At 68.2% G+C, this 24540-nt stretch carries 25 protein-coding genes; 9 read left to right on the forward strand and 16 right to left on the reverse strand.

The features are described 5' to 3' along the window. Position 1 precedes the first annotated feature (1 nt). Genes AC1Q6E_RS05940 through AC1Q6E_RS05950 form a run of 3 tightly spaced genes read right to left on the reverse strand, consistent with a single transcriptional unit; the run spans position 2 to position 2348 of the window. Positions 2–277, reverse strand: a complete 276-nt coding sequence (locus tag AC1Q6E_RS05940) for a DUF1330 domain-containing protein (RefSeq protein WP_152797551.1) — start codon at positions 275–277, stop codon at positions 2–4. A gap of 53 nt (positions 278–330) precedes the next feature. Beyond that, positions 331–1341, reverse strand: a complete 1011-nt coding sequence (locus tag AC1Q6E_RS05945) for an isopenicillin N synthase family dioxygenase (protein WP_152797552.1) — start codon at positions 1339–1341, stop codon at positions 331–333. A 26-nt stretch (positions 1342–1367) separates the two neighbouring features. Beyond that, positions 1368–2348, reverse strand: a complete 981-nt coding sequence (locus tag AC1Q6E_RS05950) for a Bug family tripartite tricarboxylate transporter substrate binding protein (RefSeq protein ID WP_152797553.1) — start codon at positions 2346–2348, stop codon at positions 1368–1370. Positions 2349–2484: 136 nt separating this feature from the next. Here AC1Q6E_RS05950 and AC1Q6E_RS05955 point away from each other — a divergent pair, with 136 nt between their 5' ends. Next, entirely contained in the window at positions 2485–3375 is an 891-nt protein-coding gene (locus AC1Q6E_RS05955; protein WP_492572387.1) for a LysR substrate-binding domain-containing protein, read from the forward strand. Between the two features lie 61 nt (positions 3376–3436). On the opposite strand, the gene AC1Q6E_RS05960 is transcribed toward AC1Q6E_RS05955, so the two are convergent. Together AC1Q6E_RS05960 and AC1Q6E_RS05965 are read right to left on the reverse strand one after the other, a co-directional pair. Then, entirely contained in the window at positions 3437–4630 is a 1194-nt protein-coding gene (locus AC1Q6E_RS05960; RefSeq protein WP_152797555.1) for a GGDEF domain-containing protein, read from the reverse strand. A 66-nt stretch (positions 4631–4696) separates the two neighbouring features. Then, complete coding sequence (locus AC1Q6E_RS05965; protein WP_492572388.1) at positions 4697–5893, reverse strand: FUSC family protein; 1197 nt, start codon at positions 5891–5893, stop codon at positions 4697–4699. 320 nt (positions 5894–6213) lie between these two features. On the opposite strand from AC1Q6E_RS05965, the gene AC1Q6E_RS05970 reads away from it, so the two are divergent. Then, positions 6214–6840, forward strand: coding sequence for a glutathione S-transferase family protein (locus AC1Q6E_RS05970; protein ID WP_296555633.1), 627 nt, complete (start codon positions 6214–6216; stop codon positions 6838–6840). 9 nt (positions 6841–6849) lie between these two features. Here the strand turns inward: AC1Q6E_RS05970 and AC1Q6E_RS05975 are convergent, their stop codons facing one another. The 11 genes from AC1Q6E_RS05975 to AC1Q6E_RS06025 all read right to left on the reverse strand — a co-directional run bounded on the left by AC1Q6E_RS05975 (position 6850) and on the right by AC1Q6E_RS06025 (position 17887). After that, positions 6850–7617 carry an SDR family NAD(P)-dependent oxidoreductase gene (locus AC1Q6E_RS05975; protein ID WP_296555634.1) on the reverse strand — a complete coding sequence of 256 codons (768 nt, stop codon included), beginning with the start codon at positions 7615–7617 and terminating at the stop codon, positions 6850–6852. Between the two features lie 11 nt (positions 7618–7628). Continuing rightward, positions 7629–9200, reverse strand: coding sequence for a class I adenylate-forming enzyme family protein (locus tag AC1Q6E_RS05980; RefSeq protein WP_492572389.1), 1572 nt, complete (start codon positions 9198–9200; stop codon positions 7629–7631). Between the two features lie 7 nt (positions 9201–9207). After that, a complete protein-coding gene (locus AC1Q6E_RS05985) occupies positions 9208–9681 on the reverse strand; it encodes a MaoC family dehydratase (protein ID WP_152797560.1) in 474 nt (157 codons plus the stop codon). Between the two features lie 57 nt (positions 9682–9738). Next, positions 9739–10230 carry a MaoC family dehydratase gene (locus AC1Q6E_RS05990; protein WP_492572390.1) on the reverse strand — a complete coding sequence of 164 codons (492 nt, stop codon included), beginning with the start codon at positions 10228–10230 and terminating at the stop codon, positions 9739–9741. Positions 10231–10233: 3 nt separating this feature from the next. Next, complete coding sequence (locus AC1Q6E_RS05995) at positions 10234–11664, reverse strand: aldehyde dehydrogenase family protein (protein ID WP_492572391.1); 1431 nt, start codon at positions 11662–11664, stop codon at positions 10234–10236. Continuing rightward, entirely contained in the window at positions 11661–12644 is a 984-nt protein-coding gene (locus AC1Q6E_RS06000; RefSeq protein ID WP_296555639.1) for a Bug family tripartite tricarboxylate transporter substrate binding protein, read from the reverse strand. Before AC1Q6E_RS06000 ends, AC1Q6E_RS05995 begins: the two co-directional genes overlap by 4 nt. A gap of 254 nt (positions 12645–12898) precedes the next feature. Then, entirely contained in the window at positions 12899–13591 is a 693-nt protein-coding gene (locus AC1Q6E_RS06005) for an RraA family protein (protein ID WP_492572392.1), read from the reverse strand. A 6-nt stretch (positions 13592–13597) separates the two neighbouring features. Then, positions 13598–14389: an HpcH/HpaI aldolase family protein gene (locus AC1Q6E_RS06010; RefSeq protein WP_296560873.1), complete on the reverse strand. Its 792-nt coding sequence runs from the start codon at positions 14387–14389 to the stop codon at positions 13598–13600. A 17-nt stretch (positions 14390–14406) separates the two neighbouring features. After that, entirely contained in the window at positions 14407–16128 is a 1722-nt protein-coding gene (locus AC1Q6E_RS06015; protein WP_492572393.1) for a thiamine pyrophosphate-binding protein, read from the reverse strand. 14 nt (positions 16129–16142) lie between these two features. Next, positions 16143–16919: an SDR family oxidoreductase gene (locus AC1Q6E_RS06020; RefSeq protein ID WP_492572394.1), complete on the reverse strand. Its 777-nt coding sequence runs from the start codon at positions 16917–16919 to the stop codon at positions 16143–16145. Between the two features lie 2 nt (positions 16920–16921). Next, positions 16922–17887: a Bug family tripartite tricarboxylate transporter substrate binding protein gene (locus AC1Q6E_RS06025; protein WP_296560865.1), complete on the reverse strand. Its 966-nt coding sequence runs from the start codon at positions 17885–17887 to the stop codon at positions 16922–16924. Positions 17888–17996: 109 nt separating this feature from the next. Here AC1Q6E_RS06025 and AC1Q6E_RS06030 point away from each other — a divergent pair, with 109 nt between their 5' ends. From AC1Q6E_RS06030 to AC1Q6E_RS06060, 7 genes are all read left to right on the forward strand, one after another. Then, complete coding sequence (locus AC1Q6E_RS06030) at positions 17997–18968, forward strand: LysR family transcriptional regulator (protein WP_152797565.1); 972 nt, start codon at positions 17997–17999, stop codon at positions 18966–18968. Positions 18969–19033: 65 nt separating this feature from the next. Continuing rightward, complete coding sequence (locus AC1Q6E_RS06035) at positions 19034–19579, forward strand: RNA polymerase sigma factor (protein WP_152797566.1); 546 nt, start codon at positions 19034–19036, stop codon at positions 19577–19579. Continuing rightward, positions 19576–20166, forward strand: coding sequence for a hypothetical protein (locus AC1Q6E_RS06040; protein ID WP_152797567.1), 591 nt, complete (start codon positions 19576–19578; stop codon positions 20164–20166). The genes AC1Q6E_RS06035 and AC1Q6E_RS06040 overlap by 4 nt, the downstream gene beginning before the upstream one ends. 35 nt (positions 20167–20201) lie before the next feature. Further along, complete coding sequence (gene sorT / locus AC1Q6E_RS06045) at positions 20202–21422, forward strand: SorT family sulfite dehydrogenase catalytic subunit (RefSeq protein ID WP_492572395.1); 1221 nt, start codon at positions 20202–20204, stop codon at positions 21420–21422. 64 nt (positions 21423–21486) lie between these two features. Continuing rightward, complete coding sequence (gene sorU, locus AC1Q6E_RS06050; protein ID WP_152799753.1) at positions 21487–21816, forward strand: SorU family sulfite dehydrogenase c-type cytochrome subunit; 330 nt, start codon at positions 21487–21489, stop codon at positions 21814–21816. Between the two features lie 94 nt (positions 21817–21910). Further along, complete coding sequence (locus AC1Q6E_RS06055; RefSeq protein ID WP_492572396.1) at positions 21911–22906, forward strand: LysR family transcriptional regulator; 996 nt, start codon at positions 21911–21913, stop codon at positions 22904–22906. Between the two features lie 94 nt (positions 22907–23000). After that, positions 23001–24536: a sulfatase family protein gene (locus AC1Q6E_RS06060; RefSeq protein WP_152799757.1), complete on the forward strand. Its 1536-nt coding sequence runs from the start codon at positions 23001–23003 to the stop codon at positions 24534–24536. Positions 24537–24540: the final 4 nt, after the last annotated feature.

The following is a 24540-nucleotide window of genomic DNA, read 5'->3' on the forward strand; positions in this document are numbered from 1 at the left end:
GTCAGATCACGATCAGCCTCAGGTTGCTCTTGCCCTCGCGCAGCGTCCTGGCCGCCTGGTAGGCCGGCGAGGCGTACCAGGCCAGGGCCGCTTCCCTGTCCGGGAACTCGATCAGCAACACGTTGTGGGCCGGTCCGCCTTCGAGGACGAAGGGCTCGGCGCCCCGGGCCAGATAGCGTCCGCCATGCGCGGCCACCGCCTCGGCCACCATGCGGCCGTACTCGCCCATTTCCGAGGGTTTCAGAACCTTTACCTCGCCGATGACGTAGGCCGCCATGTCCCGCTCTCCAAGAATTCACATCGATGATCGGCCGCGGCCCGCGCGACCCGCTAGGCCGCGCTCTTCTGCGGCATGATGCGCGCGACGTTGCGCGCCTTCAATTCGCCGTAGACGAAAGGCCTGTCGCGCGGAAACGAGGTCGGCAAGTCCTCGGGCGCCACGTTGGCCGGATCGGGGTTGCGGATGAGCGGCTGGATCCACGCATCGAAACTGGGATACATGAAGAACGGGATGGAATAGCGCTCGTTGCCGGAGCGGTTGATCACCCGGTGCACCGCCGACGTGAACACGCCGTCGGTCCAGACCTTCAGCACCTCTCCCACGTTGACCACCAGCGTGCCTTCGACCGGCGGCACGGCCACCCATTCGCCATCCCGGTTGCGCACCTCCAGCCCGCCATTCGCATCCTGCGCCAGGATGGTGAAGGCATTGGTATCGGTATGCCCGCGCGCGCCCAGGTGCTCGCCCGATTCGTCGGGACGCTGCGGCGGATAGTGCAGCAGGCGCAGCGAGTTCATGTCCTTGGCGAAGCTCGCCTTCAGCGCGCCGGCCGCCAGCCCCAGGCTCAGCTCGAACAGCTCCAGCAGCCGGTAGCCCAGGCCGTTGACCTTGTCGTAGTACGCCATCATCCGCGGCTTCAGATCCGGCATGGCCGAAGGCCAGGGAATGCGGCCGTGCAAGGGCTTGCCGGCCAGCAGGTCGGGATCGTCGTCGGCCAGCGGGCGGCGGATCTGGAAGGCCTCCTGGAGGTTCTCCCTGATGTTGGCGTCGTTGCCCTTGCTCATGCCATGCAGATAGCCTTGCGCATGATCGTTGAGCTTGAGCGAGACCTCCATCTTGGCTTCCATGGGCAGGCCGTGGAAATCCACGGCGGTCTGGAAGACGTCGCGGATGTCCTGGTCGGACAGGCCGTGATTCCTGACATAGAAGAAACCCACGGTTCCCGCGGCGGCGGCAATGGCGTCGGCCACTTCGGCGCGACCGGCGTCATCGCGCCAGGCGGGCCCCAGGTCGACGATGGGCACTTCCGAAAAAACCAGTTTTCTTGCGGTGGGCAGCATGTGCGGTCCTTGTTGATGAATCCCGGTCAGGCCTCGGGCCGGATGTTTTCCCGGCGCGCCAGTTCGTTCCACTTCACGAACTCGCTGCGGTTCCAGGCCGCGAAGTCCGCGTGGCCGCGCACCGTCACCTCGAAACCCGCGGTTTGCAGCCGCTGGATGTTCTCGGGCTGTTTGCCGCCCTTGACGATGGCGGCGGCCAGCTTGTCGATGCTGGCCTGGGGCGTGCCCACCGGCGCATAGGCGCCCAGCCATCCCGTCGCGACGAAGTCCTCCATGCCCAGTTCCACCAGGGTCGGCACGTCGGGCAGCGCCTGCGCGCGCCGGGCCCCGGTCACCGCGATCGCGCGCAGCGAACCGGAGCGGACCAGCGCCGCCACCGACGGCAGGTTGGCGAAGGACACCTGGATATCGCCATTCTTCAGTCCGGTGATGATCTCGCCGCTGGAGCGATAGGGGATATGGACGAAATGCGTGCCCGCCCGCTGGTTGAACAGGACCGAGGTGAAATGGGCCAGCGTCCCGACGCCGTTGGAGCCGTAGTTGAGCTTGCCCACGCGCGTCTTGCCGTAGGCGACGAGTTCCGGCAGCGTGCGGGCCTCGACGTCGCGCCCCACCACCAGCACGTTCATCAGCTCGGCCAGTTGCGCCACCGGAACGAAGTTCTCCTGCGGGTCGATGGGCAGGCTGGGGTTCAGGATGGTCGGCAGGATCAGGCCGCCCAGGCCGCCGGACAACAGCAGATGCCCATCGTGCGGCTGCTGGAGGATGTACTGCTGGGCCACCGTTCCGGTGCCGCCCCCCTTGTTCTCGACGATCACGGGCTTGGCGGGAAACTCCTTGGCCAGGATATCCGCCAGCACGCGCCCCAGGAGGTCGGTGATGCCCCCGGGCGGATAAGGCACGACCACCTTCATCAGGCGGTTCGGAAACTCCTCCTGCGCCCATGCCCTGCCCGCGGCCCCCAGGCCCGCAGCCATCCCCAGACGCAGTACATCGCGACGATTCATCGACTCACTCCCATGCAAGCAGTCTTCCTGCACAATGCCGGTGCCGCAACCAAGACACGCGGGACCTAAGGTATCGGAGACGCCAGCCTGCCCACAAGCGACGTCTCATCATGAATTCATTAGCAGGATTAATGACATGCGTCGCAAGATTCCCTCGCCCGTCATGCTCCAGGCGTTCGAACTCTCCGCCCGCACGCTCAGCTTCACGCAGGCGGCCGATTCGCTGAACCTGACGCAGAGCGCCATCAGCCACCAGATCCAGGCACTGGAGGATTTCCTCGGCGTCCGGCTGTTCGAGCGCGTCCGCAAGCGCCTGCAGCTCACGTCGGCCGGCGAGATCCTGCTGTTGCGGCTGACGCCGGCGCTCGACGCGCTGGAGTCGGCCATCATCGAAACCGTGTCGACCGAACCCGCCTCCAGCGTGCTGCGGCTGGGCGTGGTGCCCGCCGTCGCCACGCAATGGCTGATCCCGCGCCTGCCCGACTTCCAGCGCGAGCATCCGCGCACCGCGCTCACCCTGGTCACGCGGCTGCCGTTCAACTTCCAGAACAACAGCCTGGACGCCGCCATCAACCTGGGCAACACCCGCTGGCCCGGCGCCCGCTCGGACTGGCTGATGGACGAACACATGATCGTGGTCTGCGCGCCGGAGATGGCGGCCACCGCCCTGCGCACGCCGGCCGACCTGCCCCGCGTGCCCATGCTGCAGATGACGTTCCGGCCGCACGCCTGGCACGACTGGCTGGCCGCCGCGGGCCTGTCCGTCGACCGCACGACCACGGGGATGAAGTTCGAATCGTTTTCGCTGGTGCTGCGGGCCGCCATGGCCGGCCTGGGCGCCGCCGTGGTGCCGCGCCTGCTGGTGGAAAAGGAACTGGAGGATGGCCGCCTGGCCTCGCCCTTCGGGCCGGTGGCGCGATCGCCGACTTCGTACTACCTGGTCTATCCGCCCGCCAACGTCACCCTGCCGGCCTTGCAGGCGTTTCGCGGCTGGCTCATGCGGCAGACGGGCGCGTCCGACGACTAGCGCCGGTCACGCCCAATCCCCCCGTGCCCAAGGCACGGGCCCCAGGGCCGCAGCCGGCCCGTCAGTCCGCCATTCCGGGAGACTGCTCGACGGGTAGCGGGTCGTCGGCGGCCACGGTCACGACACGGTCCCGCCCCATCGCCTTGGCCGAATAAAGTGCGGCGTCGGCCCGGGCCATCAGGCTCGTCAGCGGCTCGCCAGAGCGGTATTGGTCGACCCCCGCGCTGAACGTGACCTTGAGCTTGCGCCCCGGCAGCGCGCTTTCGGCCTGTGCGACCCTGGCGCGCAGCCGGTCCAGCATCTTGACCGCAGCCGGCAGGGACGTGTCGGGACAAAGGACGGCGAACTCTTCGCCGCCCAGCCGGCCGAACCCGTCGCCGGCGCGCAGGTTGCCGGCCACCACCCCGGTGAAATGGGCCAGCACCCGGTCTCCCGCCGCATGCCCGTAGGTATCGTTGATGTTCTTGAAGTGATCGATGTCGATGATGGCCAGCACCAGCGGACGCCCGGAACGCGACGCGGTGCGGGCAGCGGCCTCGGCCTGCGCGAGAAACGCGCGCCGGGCCAGGATGCCTGTCAGCTCGTCCAGGTTCGCCAGCCGTTCGAGCCTGTGGGCCAGGCGGTCATGGGTCAGCAGCACCATGCCGATCGACAACCAGGGCAGCGCCAGCACGCCCAGCGCCAGGAACGCGATGTTGACGGGCGTCGATTGCAGCAACTCCGCCTGCCGCACCCACCCGATGCCATAGGCGAGGCCCCTGCCCATGTGGCCGATCATGCCCAGGCACGCGCCTATGCTGACGAACCAGTAGGCATAGTGCGGCCGGGCAAGCGGCCGGGCCATGAACACGATCCTGGCGACCACGATATAGGCATAGGTGTAAAACACCGACACCAGCGCGATGCGGATGTTGACGTCGGGCACGGCATAGGTCCAGTAGGCCATGCCCGCCAGCAGCGCCAGCAAGACGCCATACTCGGCGTACCGCACGGGCCGCAGGCCGACGAACTGCCTGCACCCCTGCAGGATGAGCAGCATCGCCACGGCCAGCAGCTGATTGGAGACGAGTATCGTCAGCCAACGGGGGCCTACGCTCTGGAGCAGGAACAGGGCCAGCGCCACGATGGCCAGCGCGCTGGCGGTGAACCAGCGCCTGACGCCCGGGATCGCGGTAGGCAGCAGCGAACCCAGCACCGCCGTGCTCATGATGGCGGAGAATATCGTGACGAAAATGACGCTGATCGGGTCTAGCATGGCACGTTGCAGGGGTCCGCGCGGTGACCGGGCCCGCGCGTGAGAGCCGCCCGATCATATAGCATTTCAGGCCGGTTCCCGGGCGGGTCCGGGAAGTCCCGCGTCGCTTCCCCGCGCCGCCGCCCCGCGGTGGCGCGCCAGATGGGCCCGGTCATCCAGGCTGGAGAACAGCACCGCCAGCACGATGCCCGCGGCGGCGCCTGCGACGGTATCGAATACGCGCTCGATCGCCATGTTCCCGGCCATGGCGGGCGCGGCCATGTGGGTCATCAGGAGGGCCATGGGCGTCACGGTGATCTGTCCCAGCGCATAGTTGTAGCCGATGATGATCTCGGTCACGAACTGGAATAGCGCGATCAGGCCCACCACCACCCAGAACGAGGGCGACTGCGCCAGGATGGCGCCGGCCACGCCCGCGCCCACCACGGTGCCGGCCATCCGCTGCAGCGCGCGGCTCATCGTGATGTGCAGGTGCCCGCCCTGCATGACGGCGGTCGCGCCTATGACCGCCCACGAGGGATGCTGCCAACCGGCCGCGTGCGCGAGCAGCGCGGCGACGGCCGCGCCCACGGCGATGCGGCCGGCGGCGATCAGCCGATGCGCCATGGGGCGGGGAGGATCGCTGGGAAAGGCGCCCGCGGCGGGCTCTTCGTGCCTGAGCCGATCGGTCAGGGCGCAGATGATCCAGGCCAGCATGCCGCCCCCGGCCGTGGCCGCGGCGCGCGCGAAAACCGCCTCCCAGGACCCGGGCGCGCCCAGCGCCGCGCCGGCCGCGAACACGACGATGACGGCGCCCGGGCCGCCCAGGCTCCAGCTCGACACCGCCACAGTGGACACGCCGGCCATCAGCGCCAGGACCAGCACCATCGCCGCCGGCGAAGCCCCCGCCTGGGCGGCCGCGGATGTCGCCAGCGTGGCCGCGGCCAGCAGGAAGGCGCTCAGGAAAACCGTCCTGCGGCGGCGCGCCCGCGAGGCGTAGCGGCCGAACAGCGAGGCCAGCGCGCCCAGCGCGCCGAAGCCCACCAGTTGCGGCCACGGCGAATGGTGGAAGCACACCAGGGCCACGACCACGGCCAAGGTCGCCTGCATCCCGGCCACCACGGCGTTGCGCAGGGACGGCGGCGCGGCCATGGCCAGGCTCTCTCCCAACTGGGCCGGGGTCAGCAGATAGCGCGCCGCGGTGGCGCGCGTCGTCCCATCCGGCGCGGCCGCCGCGCACACGCGGGCGGGCGCCGATGGACGGCGATCGTCTAGGTCAATCATGGGCATTCCGAAAAAACCGCCACGTCCGCCGGGAGCTCCGGCGAAACGCGCACGCACGCCGGGTACGGCACCTGCCGTCGCAACCGGGTATCGATGAAGGAACAGCCGAACGGACGGCGCCGCCCACGGGGCGGCGCGTTCGGCCTGTCGGCGCCTGCGGCGATGCCCAGGCGCGGTATGTGTCCATTCTACCGCAAAACTAGGGTTTACCCTAGCATCCTGACACCCGTATTGAACGGCTCCCAGGCCGGCCCGCCGGTAGAGCGTCGCCCGCCGGTGGGGGATAATGGCCCGGACCCCACCAACCGGTACCGGCGCACATGACCATCGAACTCCACGCCTGGAACACCCCCAATGGCCGCAAGATCAGCGTGGCCCTGGAAGAAATGGAACTGCCCTACGAAGTGGTGCCCGTCGATATCCGCAACGGGCAGCAGTTCGAGGCATCTTTCCTGCGGATCAGCCCCAACAACAAGATCCCCGCCATCGTCGACCCCGACGGCCCCGACGGCGGACCGATCAGCGTGTTCGAATCCGGCGCCATCCTGTTCTACCTGGCGCGCAAGACCGGCAAGTTCCTGCCGGCCGACCTGCGCGCGCAGACCTCGGTCATGGAATGGCTGATGTGGCAGATGGGCGGCTTCGGTCCCATACCGGGGCAGGTCCATCACTTCCGCGCCGTGGCCGACGAGACCGACCGCCGCTACGGCCTGCAGCGGTTCAGCGTCGAAACGCACCGCCTGTACGGCGTGCTGGACGCCCGCCTGGCCTCGGCCGACTACGTGGCGGGCGAACTATCCATCGCCGACTTCGCCATCCTGGGCTGGGCCTGGCGGCACGAGCGCCATCAGGTCGACCTGGCCACTTATCCGAACGTCGCGCGCTGGTATGCGGCGTTGATGGAACGGCCCGCCGTGCAGCGCGGCTTCGCCAGGAAGCTGGACTGACACGCCCCGCTACACCGCCAGGCGCCCTCCGGCATCCAGCTGCACCAGTTCGCCGGTCAGCGCGGCTGGCCCGTGCACCAGCCACCAGACCGCCTCGGCGATCTCATCCGGCGTCTGCACCGACTTGAGCGGATTCTTGGCGATCAGCGCGGCGCGCACGGTCTCGTAGCGTTCGCGCCCCATCCCGTTGATCAGCCAGTCGCCCTCGATGAAACCGGGCAACAGCGCGTTGACGCGGACCTCGGGCGCCAGCACCCGCGCGAACGAGAACGTCATGGCGTTGAGCGCGCTCTTGGACGCGGCATAGGCCATGCTGGACCCCGTGCCGCGCAGCCCGCCGACCGAGGACATGTTGACGACCGAGGCATTGCCGGTCCGCCGCAGCAGGGCGGCCATGGCCCGCGTGACGACATAGACGCCCGCGACGTTGATGGCGAACACGCGCTGGAAGTCGTCGAACGACAGGCCGTCCAGGTTCTTGTGGTCATTGAAGGTCGTCACGGCCGCGTTGTTGACCAGCACGTCCAGGCGCCCCCAGCGCTGCTCGATGTCGCGCGCCATGGCGCGGCAGGCCTCGTCGCTGGTCACGTCGGCGCGGGCCACCAGCACATCGGCGGCGCCCAGCGTCCGGCACTCGGCGGCGACTTCCTCCGCCGCCGCCGCGTCCCGCGAATAATTGACGACGACACGCCATCCCTGCTTGGCGAAGAACTTGATGGTGGCCGACCCCGCGCCGTTCCGGCCGGTGGCGCCGGTCACCAGGCAGACTTGCTCCATGCTTTCCCCTCTCATGTCCAGTAAGGCTGGCGCAGTTCGCGCTTGAGCAGCTTGCCCAGCGCCGAGCGCGGCAGCTCGTTTCGATATTCCACGGCGGCCAGCCGCTGGGTGCGGCCGACCTGGCCATTCACCCACGCCCGCAGCGCCTCCGGATCCAGCGTGCTGCCCGGCTTGAGCACGACCAGCGCCAGCGGCGTCTCGCCCCATTGCTCGCTGGGAATGCCGATGACCGCCACGTCGGCCACCTCGGGATGGGCGGCGGCCACCGACTCCAGGTCGGTCGCATAGATGTTGAATCCGCCAGAGATGATCAGGTCCTTCTTTCGGTCCAGCAGGACCAGGAAGCCTTCCTCGTCGAAGCGGCCGATATCGCCGCTGCGATGGAAGGCGACGCCCGACTCGTCGCGCCAGTAGAAAGCCTCGGTGGCCCGCGGCTGCTTGTAGTAGCCCGCCATCATGTACGGCGACCAGCCGACGATTTCTCCAACCTCGCCCTGCGCGAGCACCCGCCCGTCGTCGTCGACGATGCGCATGTCATGGTCCGGCGCCGGACGGCCGACCGTGCCCAGCTTGTCCGGAAACTCGTGGGCATCGAGCACGCAGCTGCATCCGCCCTCGGTCATGCCATAGATCTCGCGCAGCCCGCCCGGCCATTGCGCCAGGATCTGCGACTTGAGCCGGGCATCGAGCGGTGCGCCTGTGCATTGCTTGAGCACGAAGGCAGACAGATCGGTGCGCGCGAAGTCCTCGTGCGCGAGCAGGCGCTGGTACTGCACGGGCACCAGCATGGTGTGGGTGACCCCATGGGTGGCGCACAGCCGCAGATACCCGGCCGCGTCGAATTTGCGCATCAACACCGTCAGCCCGCCGTTGGCCACCGTGGCCAGCATGGGCTGCAGCGTGGTGTTCGAATACAGCGGGGTCGACAGCAGCATGACACTGTCCGGCCCCAGCCCGAAGCTGCGGCGGTTGGCCTGCCTCGACCGCATGCCGTGATGGTGCAGGATGCCCTTGGGCTTGCCGGTGGTGCCCGAGCTGTAGATCAGATTGAAGGCCTGGTCGGCCCGGTGATCGACGGCAGGCGGCTGGCCGCCCCCGGCCAGCCAGTCGTCCCAGCCCAGCCAGCCGGGCGCCTGGAAATCCAGGGCGACGAGGCGATGGGGAAACGCGGAGGTCAATTCCGCTTCGACTTCTGCCAAGGTCGCGCGAGCGTCGGCATCGGCAACCAGCACCGTGGCGTCCGAATCGCCCAGCATGCCCATCAGGGTCGCCGCCGTCGCGGACGTGGCCAGCGGCACCACGCAGGCGCCGGCCCGCACCACGCCGAAGAAGGCCTGGATCGCGCGCACGCCGGGCGAGGCCAGCAGGGCGACCTTGCCATCGGCCCCCACGCCCATGGCGGCGCACGCGGCGGCGACGCGGTCCGCCTGGCGAGCCAGTCCGGCCCAATCGAGCGCATCGCCGCCGCACACGAAGGCGGGCGCGCCGGGCCGCTCGGCCGCGTGGCGGGCGATCAGGGAAGGGAAGTCGACGAAGGGCTGCTGCGCCTGCCGCGCCAGGATGTCGTGGACGTTCTGGATCATGGCGGCGTCACTCGTCATAGACCAGCATCAGGAACTCCGCGACCAGCGCGGGGCGTTCCTTGCCTTCGATCTCTATCGTGCAGTCCGACACCACCCGCGTGGCGCCCTCCTGGCCCCCACCCTCGCCGCGCTCGACCGCCTTGATGCGCTGGCGCAAGCGTACGCGGTCGCCGACCTGGACCGGATTGACGAAGCGGATCTTGTTGGTGCCGTAGTTCAGCCCGCGGCCCCGGTGCGTGATCGCATAGACCGAGCGGACCAGATAGGGAATGAGAGACAAGGTCATGAAGCCGTGCGCGATGGTCTTGCCATCCGGCATCTCGCGCCGCGCGCGCTCCACGTCCACGTGCAGCCAGTGATCGTCGCCCGAGATCCGGGCGAAATCGTCGATGCGCGACTGATCGATGGCCAGCCACTCGCTGACCCCTATTTCCTTGCCTATCCACGCCTTCAGATCGGCGGGACGGTCGAGAACCACCATGACGACTCCCTGGGTTCGACTATCGATGAAAAAAACCGCCAGGGCCTGTGACAGGCCCTAGGCCGGCGCCCGCGCGGGCACCCGGCCCAGCGACACCAGCGACATCACGGCTTCGCCGTCCTGGTTGCGCACGGTGACGCGCGTGCGGATCATGCCCACGCCCGGACGGGACTTCGAACGCACGGTCTCGATCACCTCGCGCTCGACCACCAGCCTGTCGCCAGCCTTGACGGGCTTCGTCCACCGCAGCTCGTCCAGGCCCATGCCCACCATGGGCGTCTTGCCATAGCCGCCCGCCTCCAGGAAGACACGCATCGACAGCGCGGCGATCTGCCAGCCGCTGGCGATCAGCGCGCCGAAGGGGCCGGCCCGCGCCGCGTCGGGATCCATGTGCATGGGCTGCGGATCGTTGGCGCGGGCGAACGCGATGATCGCTTCCTCGGTGACCACCGTCGGGCCGCTGGTCCAGCGCTCTCCCACCTGGAAATCCTCGAAACAGCGGGCCTCCCCGCCGTTCGCGGCGGCCCGGGAGGAATTCGTAGTCGTCATCAGTCAGTTTCCATAGCCGAGTATGGCTTTCACTTCGAGATATTCCTCGAATCCGAAAACACCGAATTCACGTCCGTTGCCGGACTGCTTGTAGCCGCCGAAAGGCAGGCTGCGGTCGAACGGCGCGCCGTTCAGATAGACGCGGCCGGCGCGGATCGCGTTGGCCACGCGCCGGGCCCGCTCCAGGTCCGGCGACTGCACGAACCCCGCCAGGCCGAATGGCGTGTCGTTGGCGATGGCGATGGCCTCGTCCTCGGTGTCGTAGTTCATGATGGACAGCACCGGGCCGAAGATCTCCTCGCGCGCGATCCGCATGTCGGGCGTGACGTCGCCGAACACCGTCGGCAGCACGTAATAGCCGCGTTCGAGGCCTGGCGGACGGCCGGTGCCGCCAGCCACCAGCGCCGCGCCTTCGTCCATGCCCGAGCGGATCAGTGCCTGGACCTTGTCGAACTGCGCCTGGCTGACCAGCGGCCCCATGGTGGACGCCGGATCCAGCGGATCTCCCAGGCGTATCGCCTCGACCGCCTCGCGCGCCGCCGCGAACGCTTCATCGCGCCGTTCGCGCGGGATCAGCATGCGGGTGGGCGACTGGCAATTCTGGCCGGCGTTCGTGTTGCATGCGTGCACACCGGCGATCACGGCGGCCCGGAGGTCGGCATCGGGCAGGATGATGTTCGCGGACTTGCCGCCCAGCTCCTGCGCCACGCGCTTGACGGTCTCGGCCGCCAGCTTGGCCACCCTGACGCCCGCGCCCGTGGAGCCCGTGAACGACACCATGTCGACGCCGGGATGGCCGGCGATCGCCTCGCCCACGGTCGGCCCGTCGCCGTTGACCAGGTTGAAGACCCCGGGCGGCAGTCCGGCCTCGTGCACGACCTGGGCGAACAGCAGCGAACTGAGCGGCGCGATCTCGCTGGGCTTGAGCACGACGGTACAGCCGGTCGCCAGCGCCGGCGCCACCTTGGAGGCCACCTGGTTGAGCGGCCAGTTCCAGGGCGTGATCAGCCCGCAGACGCCGATGGGCTCGCGCCGCACGATGCCGCTGCCCATGCGCTCCTCGAACGGGTAGTCGGCCAGCACGCGCACCGCCTCCTCGAAATGGAACAACGCGACGGTGGCCTGGCGCTCGGTGGAGAAGGTGATGGGCGCACCCATCTCCAGCGTCATCGTCCGCGCCAGTTCGGGCAATCGCGCGCGAAACCCCGCGACGATCCGTTCCAGCCAGCCCAGGCGCTCCCGCACGGTGGTCCCCGCATAGGCCGGAAACGCCCGCCGGGCGGCGCGCACCGCGCGGTCCACGTCTTCGGCCGCGCCCAGGCTGATGCGCGCGAAACGCTCTTCGGTGGCCGGGTTGACGACCTCCAGGCTTTTCGGCGCCACCGGGTCCACCCAGGCACCGTCGATATAGAACTTCGACGCGTCCATGGTCATTCGATCGCGATCCGCGCGGATTTGACGACCTCCTGCCACTTCGTCGCCTCATTCCTCATCAGCTCGCGCAGTTGCTCGGGCGTGCCCGACAGCGGCACCATGCCCAGCGAGTTCAGCTTGGCCTTGCCTTCCGGCGACGCCGTGTACTTGTTGATTTCGGCATTCAGCGACGCGACGATGGACTTCGGCAGGCCGGCGGGCCCCACCATGGCGCTCCATACCGTGGCTTCCAGCTTGACGCCCTGCTCGTTGGCGGTCGGCACATCGGGCAGGCCCGGGAACCGGGTCTTGGACATCACCGCCAGCGCCCTGAGCTTGTTGGCCTGGATATTGGGGATCAGCGACGTGACCGGCGCCACGACCGCCGCGACCGAGCCGCTCATCGCATCCACCATCGCCGGCGAATCGCCCTTGTACGGCACCGGCTGGAGCTTCGCCCCGGTCTGGATGCTCAGGTACTCGGTGGCGAGATGGCCGATGGTGCCATTGCCCGGATTGGAAACCGTCACCGCATTGGCGGACGACTTGCTCAAGGCGACGAGCTCGGCCAGCGTGTTCGCCTTCACCGCCGGATTGACCGCGATCACGACCGGGATTTCCCCGACCAGCGCGATCGGCGTCAGGTCCTTCTCCGCGTCGAACGGCATGGGGTGGTAGAGCGACTTGTTGTTGGCCAGCGGGCCAGACGTGCCGATGCCGAGGGTGTAGCCGTCCGGCGCGGACTTCGCCACCGCATCGACGCCGATGTTGCCGCCGGCGCCCGCGCGGTTCTCGGCCACGAATTGCTGGCCGTAGTGCGCGCTCAAGCTTTGTGCCACCTGGCGTCCGACCAGGTCGGAACTGCCGCCGGCGGCGAAAGGCATGATCACGCGGACGGGCTTGGTGGGCCAGGCCCCGTCCGCCTGCGCCGCGGCGCCATGCATGACAAGAAGCAGCGCCGCCAGGGTGGCGCATGCGTGGGGGAATGCGTAGGGCTTCATCGTTGTCTCCGTGTGCTGTGTCCAGCGTATCGAGAAGCCCGCGGGAAGCGGGCTCCGCTTTTTTTCGATGAATGCAGGCGATGCGGGTCCGACGGGTCGGACCCGCATCGCTGGAGACGGGGAAGGCCATGGCCGGGCCAGCCTGAGTCGCAGGAAGGCAACGACGCCGTCTCCGCGAAAGAGGATGCACCCCGGCGTCATGCGCCATCAAGGCAAGTTTTGGAAGTTTTCGGTGAGTGAAAAGTTTGGCGGGTTCAGCTTTCCAGCGGCCCGTGCAAGGCCGTGTGTTCCACGGTCGCTTCCTTGAAAGCGCGGGAAAACGAGAGTCCTTCTCGGACCAGCCTGCCCGCGATCCGGTCCCGGCCGGCGATCCAGTCCGCCATGTTCGCCACGCTCTCGAGCCGCTGCGCCGGCACGCGGGCGATCCCGCTCGCATCGCCGACGAGCACGTCCATGGGCTCGACGGACACTCCGTCGATGACGATGGGGCCGTTGACGTGCTCGATGCGGACCCGGGTGCGGCCCGTGACGGCCAGTCCATGGCGGACATGGATGGGAATGCCGGCTTCCCCCAGTTCGTCCACGTCGCGCATGCCGCCATCGACCACCCAGGCGGCGACGCCACGCCGCGCGCTCGCCATCGCGGCGATGCCGCCCGCCAGCGAAACGCGCGCGCCGCCGGCGTCGATCGCGATCACCTGACCCGCGCCGGCCTGGTCGGCATACCGCGCGATGTCGAACTCGTCCGGGTCATAGGTTCCGAGCGGCCCGGTCGCGGCCCGCACCGTGAAGGCCGGCCCCGCGAACGAGCCGCCGGGGCGGATGGCGGGCAGTCCGGTGATGGTGCCGGCAACACCCAGCATGTCCAGCACCGCGCACACCGTGCTGGCGCCGGCGCGGCGCAGCCGTTCGTGGGTTTCCCGCATGATGGTTTTCTCCTCGGCCATGGCCGTTCAGTCCTGGTGTTCCATCGACGCGCGCACCTTGGCGGACTGCGCCCGGGCGGCGCCCAGCAGGTAGCCGAGATCGCTGCCGACCACGAAGAACCGGGCCTGCGCCTCGGTGACGTAGCGCCGGATGAATTCCGGGTCGTAGCACCCGCCCACGCCCAGCACCTTGCCGTGGGCCGCGCAGGCGCGCGACACCTTCGCGATGGCCTGGGCGATGGGCTGCGCGCCGACCTCGCCCGGGATGCCCATCTCGGCGGACAGATCCTGGGTGCCCACGTGAAGAATGTCTATGCCCGGCACGGCGGCGATCTCCTCGCAGCGTTCGATGGCCTGGGGCGTCTCCAGCATGACGGCGATCAGCGTTTCGCGGTTCACGGCGTCCATCAACGCGCGAGGTTCGAGGCTGGCGAACTCGACGTGGGGCAGGCCGTAGGCCATGGACCGGCGGCCCGCCGGCGCATAGCGGCAGATGTCGACGACGTGCCGCGCTTCGTCTGCATTTTCCACATGCGGAAAGACCAGGCCCTGCGCGCCGCTATCCAGCGCATGGATGGCGTGGACACGTTCCAGATTGGGGGTCCGCACGATGGGCGCGATGCCGGAGCCAAGGGCGGCCTGGCAGATCTGGCTCACGACGTCCGCGGGCACGGGCGTATGTTCGGTGTCGATGAACAGGAAATCGTAGCCGGCGGTCTTCATGATCCGCGCGATATCCACGGTGCGGGCCTGGCGGACCGCCACACCCAGGACGGTCTGCGACGCGGCGAGTTTCTTGACGAGAGGATTGGGAATCATGGTGGCGTTCCGGGAACCTAGGGTTGGGAAGAATGCTGTCGCGCGGCGCCAAGCGCACGATCGCGGACGGTGGACAGCCGGCTCTGGGCGCTGAGGTGCTCGATGTCCGTGGGCAGCTCGATCAGGCTCGGCACGCCGGCCTCCAGTGCGCGCCGCAGCGCCGGCGCGAAGTCCTCGTGGCGCGGAACCCGCTCGGCGGCCAGGCCGAAGGAGCGGGCCAGCGCCACGAAGTCGGGGTTGCCGATGTCGGTCGCATAGACCCGTCCGGGAAAGCGCCGCTCCTGGTGGGCGCGGATCGTGCCGTACGAGCCGTTCGCCACGACCACGATGACGATGGCGGCGTTGTATCGAACCGCCGTCTCCAGTTCCTGGACGTTCATCAGGAAGCAGCCGTCGCCCGCCAGGCAGACCACCTGCCGCTCCGGCGCGTGGATCTTGGCGGCGATGGCCGCGGGCAGGCCATAGCCCATGGCGCCGTTCAGCGGCGCGAGCTGGCTGCGGAAATGCTTGTATCGATAGTGCCGATGCAGCCACGTCGTGTAGTTGCCGGCGCCGTTGGTCACGATCGCATCCGGCGCGAGTTCCTGGTCCAGTGCCGCCACGACCCGGGACATGTCGACGGCGCCGCCTTCCCGCGTGGGCGCGAGAAAGCGCAGATAGTCGGACCTCGCCTCCCGGGTCCAGTCCGTCCAGGGCGGGGCATCCGGCAACAACGACTCCCGGGCCGCCAGCGCGGCGCGCAGGAAGGCCTCCGGCGTCGCCGGCACGAGCACATCAGCCTGGTACACGTGGCCCAGCTCATCGACATCGGCATGCACATGGATCATCCGCTGCCGCGGCCGAGGCACGTCGACCAGCCGATAGCCCCCGGTCAGGGCTTCCGAGAGCCGGCCGCCCAGTACCAGCAGCAGGTCGCTCTCGCGCACCCGGGCAGCCAGCGCGGGATTGGTCGACAACCCCAGGTCACCGGCATAGCCGTCGTGCCGGTTGTCCAGATAGTCCTGGCAGCGGAACTCGGCGACCACGGGCAGTTGCAAGTCCCGCGCGAAAGCCGCCAGGGCCACCGAGGCCGGCGCGCTCCACCCGCCGCCGCCGACGATCAACAAGGGTTTGCGGGCGCGGGCCAGTTCGCCGTACACGTCGCCGATGGCGGCCGGGGTGGGGTCGAAGCCGAGCCGGGACCACGCGCGCGCCGGCGCGGCCGGATCGGGGACGCGCGCTTCGAGCACGTCTTCCGGCAGCGCCAGCACGACAGGCCCAGGACGGCCGCTGGCCGCGACCTGGAAGGCACGCGCGACCATCTCGGGCAGGCGGGCCGGGTCGTCCACCTGGGCCACCCATTTCGCCATGCCGCCGAACATGGCGCGGTAGTCGACTTCCTGGAACGCGCCCCGCCCCATGTGTCCCCTCGCGACCTGCCCGACGAACAGCACCAGCGGCGTTTCGTCTTCATACGCCGTATGCACGGCGATGCCTGCATGCGTTGCGCCGGGCCCGCGCGTGACGAAGCACACGCCCGGCTTGCCGGTCAGCTTGCCGTAGGCCTCCGCCATGTTGGCGGCCGCCGCCTCGTGGCGGCACACGACCAGGCGCAGCCGCTCGCGATGCTCGAACAGCGCATCCAGGACATCCAGATAGCTTTCGCCCGGCACGCAGAAGGCAAGGTCCACCCGCTGCTCGATCAGGCAACGCACCAGCAGTTCGCCGCCGCTCGGCGATACCGCCGCGGATTCGTTCATCGCATCCATCTCCATCAGATATAGGTTCCACCATCGATGACGTGCTTGCGCCCCGTCACATAGCCAGCCAGATCGCCGCACAGGAACGCGCAGTAGGCGCCGAGTTCCTGGGGGCGCCCCAGTCGTTGCACGGGTATCGACGCCACGCGGCGCGCGCGCAGTTCGTCGGCGCCGATTCCCAGATTGGCTGCCTCCACGGCCAGGTTGTCGCCCAGCCGCCGCGTCTCGATGCTGTGCGGCAGCAGATGATTCACCGTCACGCCGTACGGCGCGGCCTCGCGCGCGAGCAGGTCGCAGAAGGCAATGAGCGCCGCGCGCGGCGACACCGACAGCGCGAACCCCGGACGCGGACTCAGTACCGCGGCCGAAGAGATGTTCACGATGCGGCCAAAGCCCCGCGCGCGCATCTCCCCCACGCACGCGCCGATCAAGGCCGCCGGACCGTGGAACAGGCTGTTCATCGCCGACTCCCACAGCGCGGCTTCGATACCGGCGGCGTCGTGCCGGACGGGAGGCCCGCCGCCATTGGCGACCAGGATGTCCGGGACGCCGGTGCGGCGCGGCAGGTCGCCGCATGCCCGCGGATCCGACAGATCGGCGACCACGGTCCGCACGGCCACCCCGCCGGTTGCGGCGGCGATATGCCGCGCCCCGGCATCCAGCCGGGCCTCGTCGCGCCCCACGATGGTCACCGCCGCGCCCTCGCGGGCCAGCGCCTCGGCGCACGCGAGGCCCAGGCCGCTGCTGGCCGCGCATACGACCGCGCGGCGTCCTTGAAGACCGAGATCCATGCTTATTCCACCTTGAGATTGGCGTCGCGGACGATCTGCACGTATTTCGCCTGCTCCCGTTCCACGAATGCGCGGGTGTCGTCCGGCGACGCCGGCACGGCCACCGCGCCGACATCCAGGAGCCGCTTGCGCACCTGGTCGGCGGCGAGTATGCGGGCGGACTCCCCGGCCAGACGCCTGACGACGGGACGCGGCGTACCCTTGGGCACGGCGATGGTGTTCCACACGCCCACGTCGTAGTCGGCGTATCCGGATTCCGCGATGGTCGGCAGATCCGGCAGCGCGGGCAGGCGCAGGGGCGTCGACACGGCCAGCGCCCGCAGCTTGCCCGACTGGATGTACGGCAGGGTCGTCGTCACAGGGTCGATCATGAAATCGAGCTGCCCGGCGATCAGGTCGGTGATCGACTGCGAACTTCCCCGGTAGGGCACGTGCACCGCCCGGAACCCGGCCCGCGAGGCGAAGATCTCGACCGCCAGGTGCGGCGCGGAACCGATGCCCGACGAGCCGTAGGACAGCTTGCCCGGATGCTTCTTCGCATGCTCGACGAGCTCGGCCACCGTGCGTATCGGCGATTTCGCGTTCACGACCAGCAACTGCGGCACGGTGGTCAGCATGGTCACGTAGTCCAGGTCGCCCGGCGCATAGCGCAGGTTGGGAAGCAGCGCGGGGTTGATGGCCTGGGTGCCTATCGTCGCCAGCATCAGGGTGTAGCCGTCCGCCGCCGCCTGTTTCACCGTGTCCATCGCGACGGCGCCGGCCGCGCCCGTCCTGTTCTCCACCACCACCGGCTGCCCCAGTGCCTTGGCCAGCTCGCCGGCGTAGACCCGCGCCACCAGATCGGTGACGCCGCCGGCCGAGAACGGAACGATCAGGCGCAGGGGCCTGTCCGGGTAGTCCTGGGCCTGCGCGGGATGAGTGAACACGGCAAGCGCGCCAAGCATGACGAGTACCCGGATGAAAGCCATGGAATGTCTCCTGTGCTTTGTTTTGTGGCTCTACTCTACTGGGCAAGCATGCGGTTTCTCATACAAGTTCGTATACTTACTATTCATAATCGAATACAAGGCGCCGGCCATGAAATTCGGGGAACTCCAGAGCGCCGATTTCACCTCGCTGCACTTCTTCGTGCTGGCCGCCCAGGCGGGATCGCTCTCGCGCGGCGCCCTGGGCGCTGGCGTCAGCCAGCCGACGCTCAGCCGCCATGTCCTGAAGCTGGAGCGCGAAATGCACGCCCGCCTGTTCGAGCGGGTGGGCCGGGGCGTGACGCTGACGGCGGCGGGACGCCGCCTTTACGACGCCGTGCTGCCGGGTTTCGAGCAGTTGCTGAACGGCCGCCGGCTGGCCATGGCGGAGGTCGACGACACCGGCCTGCGCCAGGTCACCATGGGCCTTCCCCCTTCAGTCGCCAACATCCTGGGGCCGCGGCTGTTGAGTACCGTGCGGACGACGCTGCCGATGCTGCGCATGCACGTCGTCGAGGGTTTCCACCGGGCCCTGGTCGATTCGCTGCACCGGGGGCACCTCGACTTCGCGCTGCTCTATACGATGATTCCCATCGCGGGGCTGCATGCCGATCCGCTGCTGGACGAGGAACTGTGCCTGGTCATGGCGCCGGCGCGCGCGCGCAACAAGAAATCCGTCAACTTCTCGCAGTTGGGGGAATTTCCCCTTTCCCTTCCCAGCCGCCCCCATGGCTTGCGCGAACTGCTGGAAGACCAGGCGGCGGTGCACCGGGTGCGCCTGGACGTGCGCCATGAATTCGATACCTCGCTGACGCTGACCAAGCAGATGCCGTTGACGGATCTGGCCTGCACCGTGCTGCCGTTCTCCGGCGTGCACGACGAGGTGGAGGGCGGCACGCTCGCGGCGCTGCCTATCCGCAAGCCCGACCTGTCGCGCCGGCTCGTGATCGCCTATGCGAACAACCGGTCGATGACGACCGGGCTGTGGCAATTCCTGCGGATGCTGCGAACGCAATGCGAGGCGCTGGTGGCCGACGGCGCCTGGAAGGGCGCGCGCATGGTGGCGCCAGGCCATGACGATTAATCAGGGAATACCCTTAATTTTGCGTCGGATGGAATGAAACCCCACCCGGCGCGCTCTTGTACACCATGATCTCTTCCGCCGAGTCGCGCTACAACCAATGGGTGCGCGAACACTACCGCTTCCTGCTGCGCAGCGCCTGGGCCCTGACCGGCTCCCGCGCGATCGCCGAGGACGTGGTGCAGGACTGCTTCACCAGCGCCTGGCGCTTTCGCGACCAGTTGCGCGATCCCGCCATGGCGCGCGCCTGGCTGTTCCAGATCATGCGGCGCCATGCGTTCCGCAATATCGATCCGGCCCACATGGCGGCCCAGGGGGACGGCCGGGTCGAAGACGAAGCCGATCCCCGCGCGCATACGCTGGACGAACAGCTGGACGTGGTCAAGGCCCTGTCCCGCATCGCCCCCATCCACCGCGAGGTGCTGGTGCTGTACTACTTCGACGACATGCCCACCGCCCTGATGGCGGAAGCCCTGGACATCGCGCCCGGCACGGTGCTGTCGCGCCTGGCGCGCGCCCGCGATGCCCTGAAGGCCGCCCTGCAGGCCCCCCCGCGCCCTTGTGCTCCGGAAACGGCGGCCAGTGTCATCCCGCTGCGAAAACAGACCCCATGAATTGCGACGACAGCCTCCAAGATACGGAATTCGACCTGCGCGCCCGCGCCGAACTGGCCCTGGCGTTCGAACCAGGCGATCCGCCGCCGCACCTGCTGCGCCATACCCCCTGGCACGCCCGGCGCGGCCTGCGCGGCATGCTGGCCGCCTTGCTGATCGGCGGCTCGGCGGTGGGTGCCGTCCTCACCATGCGCCCGCCCGAACTGGTGCGCTCGGCCATCGAGCACGAATACTACGAGCGCACGCTGCGCGGCAGCTTCCTGCCCGCGACGGAAATGGCGCGCCACCTGGACTTGCCGGCGCAACAGGCGCTGCCCGGCTTCATCCAGTTGATGCGCCCCTGCGATATCGGCCGCGAGCGCGCCTACCACCTGACCACGTTCTTCGAGAAAGGCGGCATCGTCACCGTGCTGTCTTTCGAGCAGTTCCAGCAGATTCCCGACGGCGAAGGATGGTGGGCCAATACCTACTGGAAAGTCGTGCGTTCGCACGAAGGCCGTCCGCTGATCCTGATCGCCCAGAAAAAACAGGCCCTGTCCGTGGCCTCGCGCGCACTGGGGCAGCCTGAAGCCGCCCCCGCCTCCTGACTTCCCGTTCTCGTCCACAACAACAAGGAGAGACCATGCACGACACCTCCCCCACCTCCCTGCCCCGCCGCCGCCTGCTTGCCGGCGGCGCCACCGCGGTCGCGACCGCCGGACTGGCGGGCCTGCACGGCCAGGCGCTGGCACAAGCCGCCGCCGCGCCCGCGGCCAAGCCCCTGCCCGGCTACGCCGGCTGGAAAAACGCCGACGCCGTCGTCGTGCACAGCAGCACCACGATCGAAACCAAGCGCAGCGCCTTCGGCACCAGCGTGGTCACGCCCACCAACCAGCTCTACGTGCGCAACAACCTGCCCACGCCCGCCGACACCATCGTCGCCAACCGCGACGCCTGGCAATTGCAGGTCTCGGGCGTCAAGCAGCCCCGGACCATCAGCCTGCGCGAACTCAAGACCATGGGCCTGGAAACCGTGACCATGGTGCTGCAGTGCTCGGGCAACGGCCGCGGCTTCTTCCCCAGCAAGCCCAGCGGCACCCCGTGGACCGTCGGCGCCGCCGGCTGCGTGACCTGGAGCGGCGTGCCCGTGCGCGACGTCGTCCAGGCCCTGGGCGGCCTGATGGACGGCGTACCCTACATGACCGGCACCGGCGGCGAGGTGCTGCCGGCCGGCATCGATCCCAAGACCGTGATCGTCGAACGCTCCGTGCCCGTCGCCGCCATGCAGGATGCCATCCTGGCCTGGGAACTGAACGGCGAGCCCATCCCCCTGGCCCACGGCGGCCCGCTGCGCCTGATCGTGCCCGGCTACACCGGCGTCAACAACATCAAGTACATCAAGCAGCTGGCCTTCACCCCCAAGGAAAGCGACGCGCGCATCATGTCGCACGGCTACCGCATGACGCCCCCCGGCGGCAAGGGCGACCCCAGCCAGCCGTCGGTGCAGGAGATGAGCGTCAAGTCCTGGATCAACAGCCCCGTCCCCGAGGACGGCGCCCAAACGGCCGGCACCGTGCAGATCCACGGCGTGGCCTTCGGCGGCCTGAACGGCATCAAGGGCGTGGAAGTCTCGCTGGACGGCGGCAAGACCTGGCGCGCGGCGCGCCTGGTGGGCCCCGACATGGGCAAATACGCCTGGCGCCAGTTCGTGCTCCAGGCCACCCTGCCCAAGGGCAAGCACGTGCTGGCCAGCCGCGCCACCGACGACCGGGGCAACGTCCAGCCCGAGACGCGCGGTGAAAACCAGAGCGGCTACAACAACACCAGTTGGGCCGACCACGCCGTCACCATCACCGTCGCCTAAGCGACGGTACGCCCCGGGGAGAGCACTCCCCGGGCATGTTTCCCATCAAGCCATCACTCTCGAAATGAAGAACGTCCTCACCTTCTGTACGCTGGCCCTCTCGGCCCTGGCCGCCACCGCGGCGCATGCCGCCGACGACGCCGCGCAAATGGCGCGTGGCAAGAAACTGTTCACCACCGCCACCCCGGCCTGCGCCGTGTGCCACACGCTCAAGGACGCCGGAGCCGAAGGCGCCATCGGCCCCGTGCTTGACGAACTGAAACCCGACGCCCCCCGCGTCGCCCGCGCGCTGCGCGATGGCATCGGCAGCATGCCGTCGTTCAAGGCCACGATGAGCGATGCGGATATCGAGGCGCTGGCGCAGTATGTCAGCAAGGCCAGCCGGGGCAAGTAAACTCCGGGGTATCAGCGGTATTGGCCAGTTGCCCGGACGTTCCTATTCCGAGCGTGTAGTCGTCGTCCGGCGCCTCCGAACCAGGAACAAGTCCATGAAACCCGGTGGTAGCACACAGGCCCATTCGAACACCCGTTCCCGGGCCCAGACGGCACTGTCGATCCGTTCGTCGAAACTCCGTGTCAGGCACTTCATGCTGCTGGCCCTGCTGGTGGAGCACGGATCGCTACGCGAGGCGGCACGCCGCCTCGGCATCGCTCAGCCCGCAGTCGGCGCTCTGCTGCGGGAGCTCGAGCATGCGGTCGGTCAAGACCTTTTCATCCGGTCCAGGACCGGGGTCAGCCCCACCCCCGCGGCCCTTGCTCTGGCGGCCAGATCCGACGTCGCTCTCGAAACGCTGCGGATAGGCCTGGACGAAGTAGCCGAAGGCACTACACCTACTTTGCGTGTCGGCATCGTGCATCACGCAATGATCTTGCACGGTATTCCCTGGCTGACCGATATGCTGCGCTTCGCCTCTCAATGGCAGTTGCGCGTACAGGTATCCGCGGCGCCGGAACTCCTGGAAAACGTCGCGACGGGGGACCTCGACTGTGCCATTGCTCGCTTTCCGTCTCAGAACCTGGCCGGCGCCATACACGACACATGCCGGGTATGGCAGCTTCCCGCCGATCCCTGGAACGTGGTGGCCAGCGTAGGACATCCCGCGCTGAAGTCGCGCACCCCCGTCCCGGCCGAGACGCTGCTTGCCCACCCATGGGTCCTGCCTGCCAGCGACAGCCAGACCTATCTCATGTTTCGAAATGCCTGCATGCGCTCGGGCGTCCCGGCCCCGGCTCCGGCGCTTGTCGTCGACGGCCTCCAGTACTGTGTCGCCATGGCGATGAACGCTCGCCTTCTGACTATCTGTCCGTCATCCATGCTGCGTTCGCTGCCCGGCCCCCGGCAACTCAAAGCGGTGCGCACGGATTTCTCCATCGAAGCGCCTCCTCTGGCCTTTGTCTGCCGCACCGAAGCCCAACGGCTGCCGGCTATCCGCGCGCTGCTCGAATTGGTCCTGTCGACAGCCCTCGCTGCCAAGACCGGGTGATCCGAAAACGATTTCAGGTGAAGCATTATTGCCATCTTATGGTGTTCGCCGGGCCGAAGTAGATTGCTTCCATCCCAATCCGCGATGCTCTACGATGGCTTCCAATATCCTGTTCATCACCGCAGACCAGCACCGAGCTGATGCCATGGGCTTCCTCAAGCCCGAAATCAGCACACCGCACCTGGACCGTCTCGCTGCCGACGGCACCCACTTCAGTACCTGCATCACTCCCAGTTACGTCTGCCAGCCCGCGCGCGCGTCGATGCTGACAGGGTTGCTGCCCCTCGTGCATGGTGTCCGCGACAACGGCATCGATCTGCCCCCCGCCACGGGCGGAAACGGTTTCTCCGCCCGGCTTGGACAACGGGGATACAGCACAGCCTTCTTCGGTAAAGCCCACTTCTCGACCAAGGCTACGTTTGCGGCAACCGGCACGCCGGAAGACCGGTTCAACGGTGATCTGTACGAGCAGGGATGGACTGGGCCATACATGGGCTTTCAACACGTCAACCTCGCCGCAGTCGGCCATTTCCACAAAGATCGCCCGGCTACCTACCCCCTGGTCGGCCACTGGGAGCGATGGTTTGTCGAACGAGGTCACGACGAAGAGGCATTGCGGCTATGGGCGCAATCCGTCGACCCAGGCTGCGGCGCCGCTCAGACATGGGAATCGGCGCTACCTGTCGCCTGGCATTCGTCGACCTGGATCGCCGACAGGACCATAGACTGGCTGGCGGCGCGGGAGAAAGACCGCCCCTTTTGCATCTGGGCATCCTTTCCCGATCCGCATCACCCGTTCGATTGCCCGCTTCCCTGGAGCCGGCTGCACCGGCCGGGCGAACTTCCACTTCCCCGTCAGCGCACCATGGATCTCGATCGCCGTCCCTGGTGGCACCGCGCATCGCTCGAAGGTACTCCCGACCTGAAAGATCCTGTCCTGCGGGGCTTCCGCGAAAAGGGCTCCCGGGTGGAGCCGCAGAGCGATGCGCAACTGGCGGAGATGACGGCCAACTACTACGGCATGATCTCCCTGGTCGACCACTCCGTGGGGCGCATCCTGGAAGCATTGTCGAACCAGGGCCTGGACGAGAACACTTATGTGATCTATGCCAGTGACCACGGCGACATGATGGGCAACCATGGCCTGTACCTGAAAGGGCCCACGCCCTATGAGGATCTGCTCCGGGTTCCCCTGATCATTCGCGGACCCGGTGTCGCCTCCGGCGCCACGGTCACCGAACCGGTATCCACGCTGGATCTGGCGCCGACCTTCCTGGAATGGAGCGGCGCGGGAACATCGGACGACATGCACGGAACCAGCCTGAGCGCGCTTTGCCAGGGTCGGAACGCGCCGCGCGATGCGGCCTACTGCGAGTGGCACGTCGATGCGTCGCGATGTGGCGTCCCGCTGCATCTCCATACGGTCCGCACCCGTCACGCCAAGCTCACCCTCGAAGAGCTGTCTGGCGCCGGCGAACTCTATGACTTGCAAGCAGACCCTGATGAGATGGACAACCTGTTTGGCCGGCCGGAAGCCGCGGCGCTTCAGCAAGAACTCGAGCGACTGCTGGCCGCGGCGCCTTCCCGCAACCAGGAGCATCCACAACTGCCCATCATCGGCATGGCCTGACCGC

This window comes from Pigmentiphaga sp. MLSB6-MA01 (assembly GCF_058793475.1).

Bases quoted from the DNA above. Each gene is read 5' to 3' on its own strand.
- AC1Q6E_RS05940 (WP_152797551.1), bottom strand. From the start codon at position 277: ATGGCGGCCTACGTCATCGGCGAGGTAAAGGTTCTGAAACCCTCGGAA.
- AC1Q6E_RS05945 (WP_152797552.1), bottom strand. From the start codon at position 1,341: ATGCTGCCCACCGCAAGAAAACTGGTTTTTTCGGAAGTGCCCATCGTC.
- AC1Q6E_RS05950 (WP_152797553.1), bottom strand. From the start codon at position 2,348: ATGAATCGTCGCGATGTACTGCGTCTGGGGATGGCTGCGGGCCTGGGG.
- AC1Q6E_RS05955 (WP_492572387.1), top strand. From the start codon at position 2,485: ATGCGTCGCAAGATTCCCTCGCCCGTCATGCTCCAGGCGTTCGAACTC.
- AC1Q6E_RS05960 (WP_152797555.1), bottom strand. From the start codon at position 4,630: ATGCTAGACCCGATCAGCGTCATTTTCGTCACGATATTCTCCGCCATC.
- AC1Q6E_RS05965 (WP_492572388.1), bottom strand. From the start codon at position 5,893: ATGATTGACCTAGACGATCGCCGTCCATCGGCGCCCGCCCGCGTGTGC.
- AC1Q6E_RS05970 (WP_296555633.1), top strand. From the start codon at position 6,214: ATGACCATCGAACTCCACGCCTGGAACACCCCCAATGGCCGCAAGATC.
- AC1Q6E_RS05975 (WP_296555634.1), bottom strand. From the start codon at position 7,617: ATGGAGCAAGTCTGCCTGGTGACCGGCGCCACCGGCCGGAACGGCGCG.
- AC1Q6E_RS05980 (WP_492572389.1), bottom strand. From the start codon at position 9,200: ATGATCCAGAACGTCCACGACATCCTGGCGCGGCAGGCGCAGCAGCCC.
- AC1Q6E_RS05985 (WP_152797560.1), bottom strand. From the start codon at position 9,681: ATGGTGGTTCTCGACCGTCCCGCCGATCTGAAGGCGTGGATAGGCAAG.
- AC1Q6E_RS05990 (WP_492572390.1), bottom strand. From the start codon at position 10,230: ATGACGACTACGAATTCCTCCCGGGCCGCCGCGAACGGCGGGGAGGCC.
- AC1Q6E_RS05995 (WP_492572391.1), bottom strand. From the start codon at position 11,664: ATGACCATGGACGCGTCGAAGTTCTATATCGACGGTGCCTGGGTGGAC.
- AC1Q6E_RS06000 (WP_296555639.1), bottom strand. From the start codon at position 12,644: ATGAAGCCCTACGCATTCCCCCACGCATGCGCCACCCTGGCGGCGCTG.
- AC1Q6E_RS06005 (WP_492572392.1), bottom strand. From the start codon at position 13,591: ATGGCCGAGGAGAAAACCATCATGCGGGAAACCCACGAACGGCTGCGC.
- AC1Q6E_RS06010 (WP_296560873.1), bottom strand. From the start codon at position 14,389: ATGATTCCCAATCCTCTCGTCAAGAAACTCGCCGCGTCGCAGACCGTC.
- AC1Q6E_RS06015 (WP_492572393.1), bottom strand. From the start codon at position 16,128: ATGAACGAATCCGCGGCGGTATCGCCGAGCGGCGGCGAACTGCTGGTG.
- AC1Q6E_RS06020 (WP_492572394.1), bottom strand. From the start codon at position 16,919: ATGGATCTCGGTCTTCAAGGACGCCGCGCGGTCGTATGCGCGGCCAGC.
- AC1Q6E_RS06025 (WP_296560865.1), bottom strand. From the start codon at position 17,887: ATGGCTTTCATCCGGGTACTCGTCATGCTTGGCGCGCTTGCCGTGTTC.
- AC1Q6E_RS06030 (WP_152797565.1), top strand. From the start codon at position 17,997: ATGAAATTCGGGGAACTCCAGAGCGCCGATTTCACCTCGCTGCACTTC.
- AC1Q6E_RS06035 (WP_152797566.1), top strand. From the start codon at position 19,034: ATGATCTCTTCCGCCGAGTCGCGCTACAACCAATGGGTGCGCGAACAC.
- AC1Q6E_RS06040 (WP_152797567.1), top strand. From the start codon at position 19,576: ATGAATTGCGACGACAGCCTCCAAGATACGGAATTCGACCTGCGCGCC.
- sorT (WP_492572395.1), top strand. From the start codon at position 20,202: ATGCACGACACCTCCCCCACCTCCCTGCCCCGCCGCCGCCTGCTTGCC.
- sorU (WP_152799753.1), top strand. From the start codon at position 21,487: ATGAAGAACGTCCTCACCTTCTGTACGCTGGCCCTCTCGGCCCTGGCC.
- AC1Q6E_RS06055 (WP_492572396.1), top strand. From the start codon at position 21,911: ATGAAACCCGGTGGTAGCACACAGGCCCATTCGAACACCCGTTCCCGG.
- AC1Q6E_RS06060 (WP_152799757.1), top strand. From the start codon at position 23,001: ATGGCTTCCAATATCCTGTTCATCACCGCAGACCAGCACCGAGCTGAT.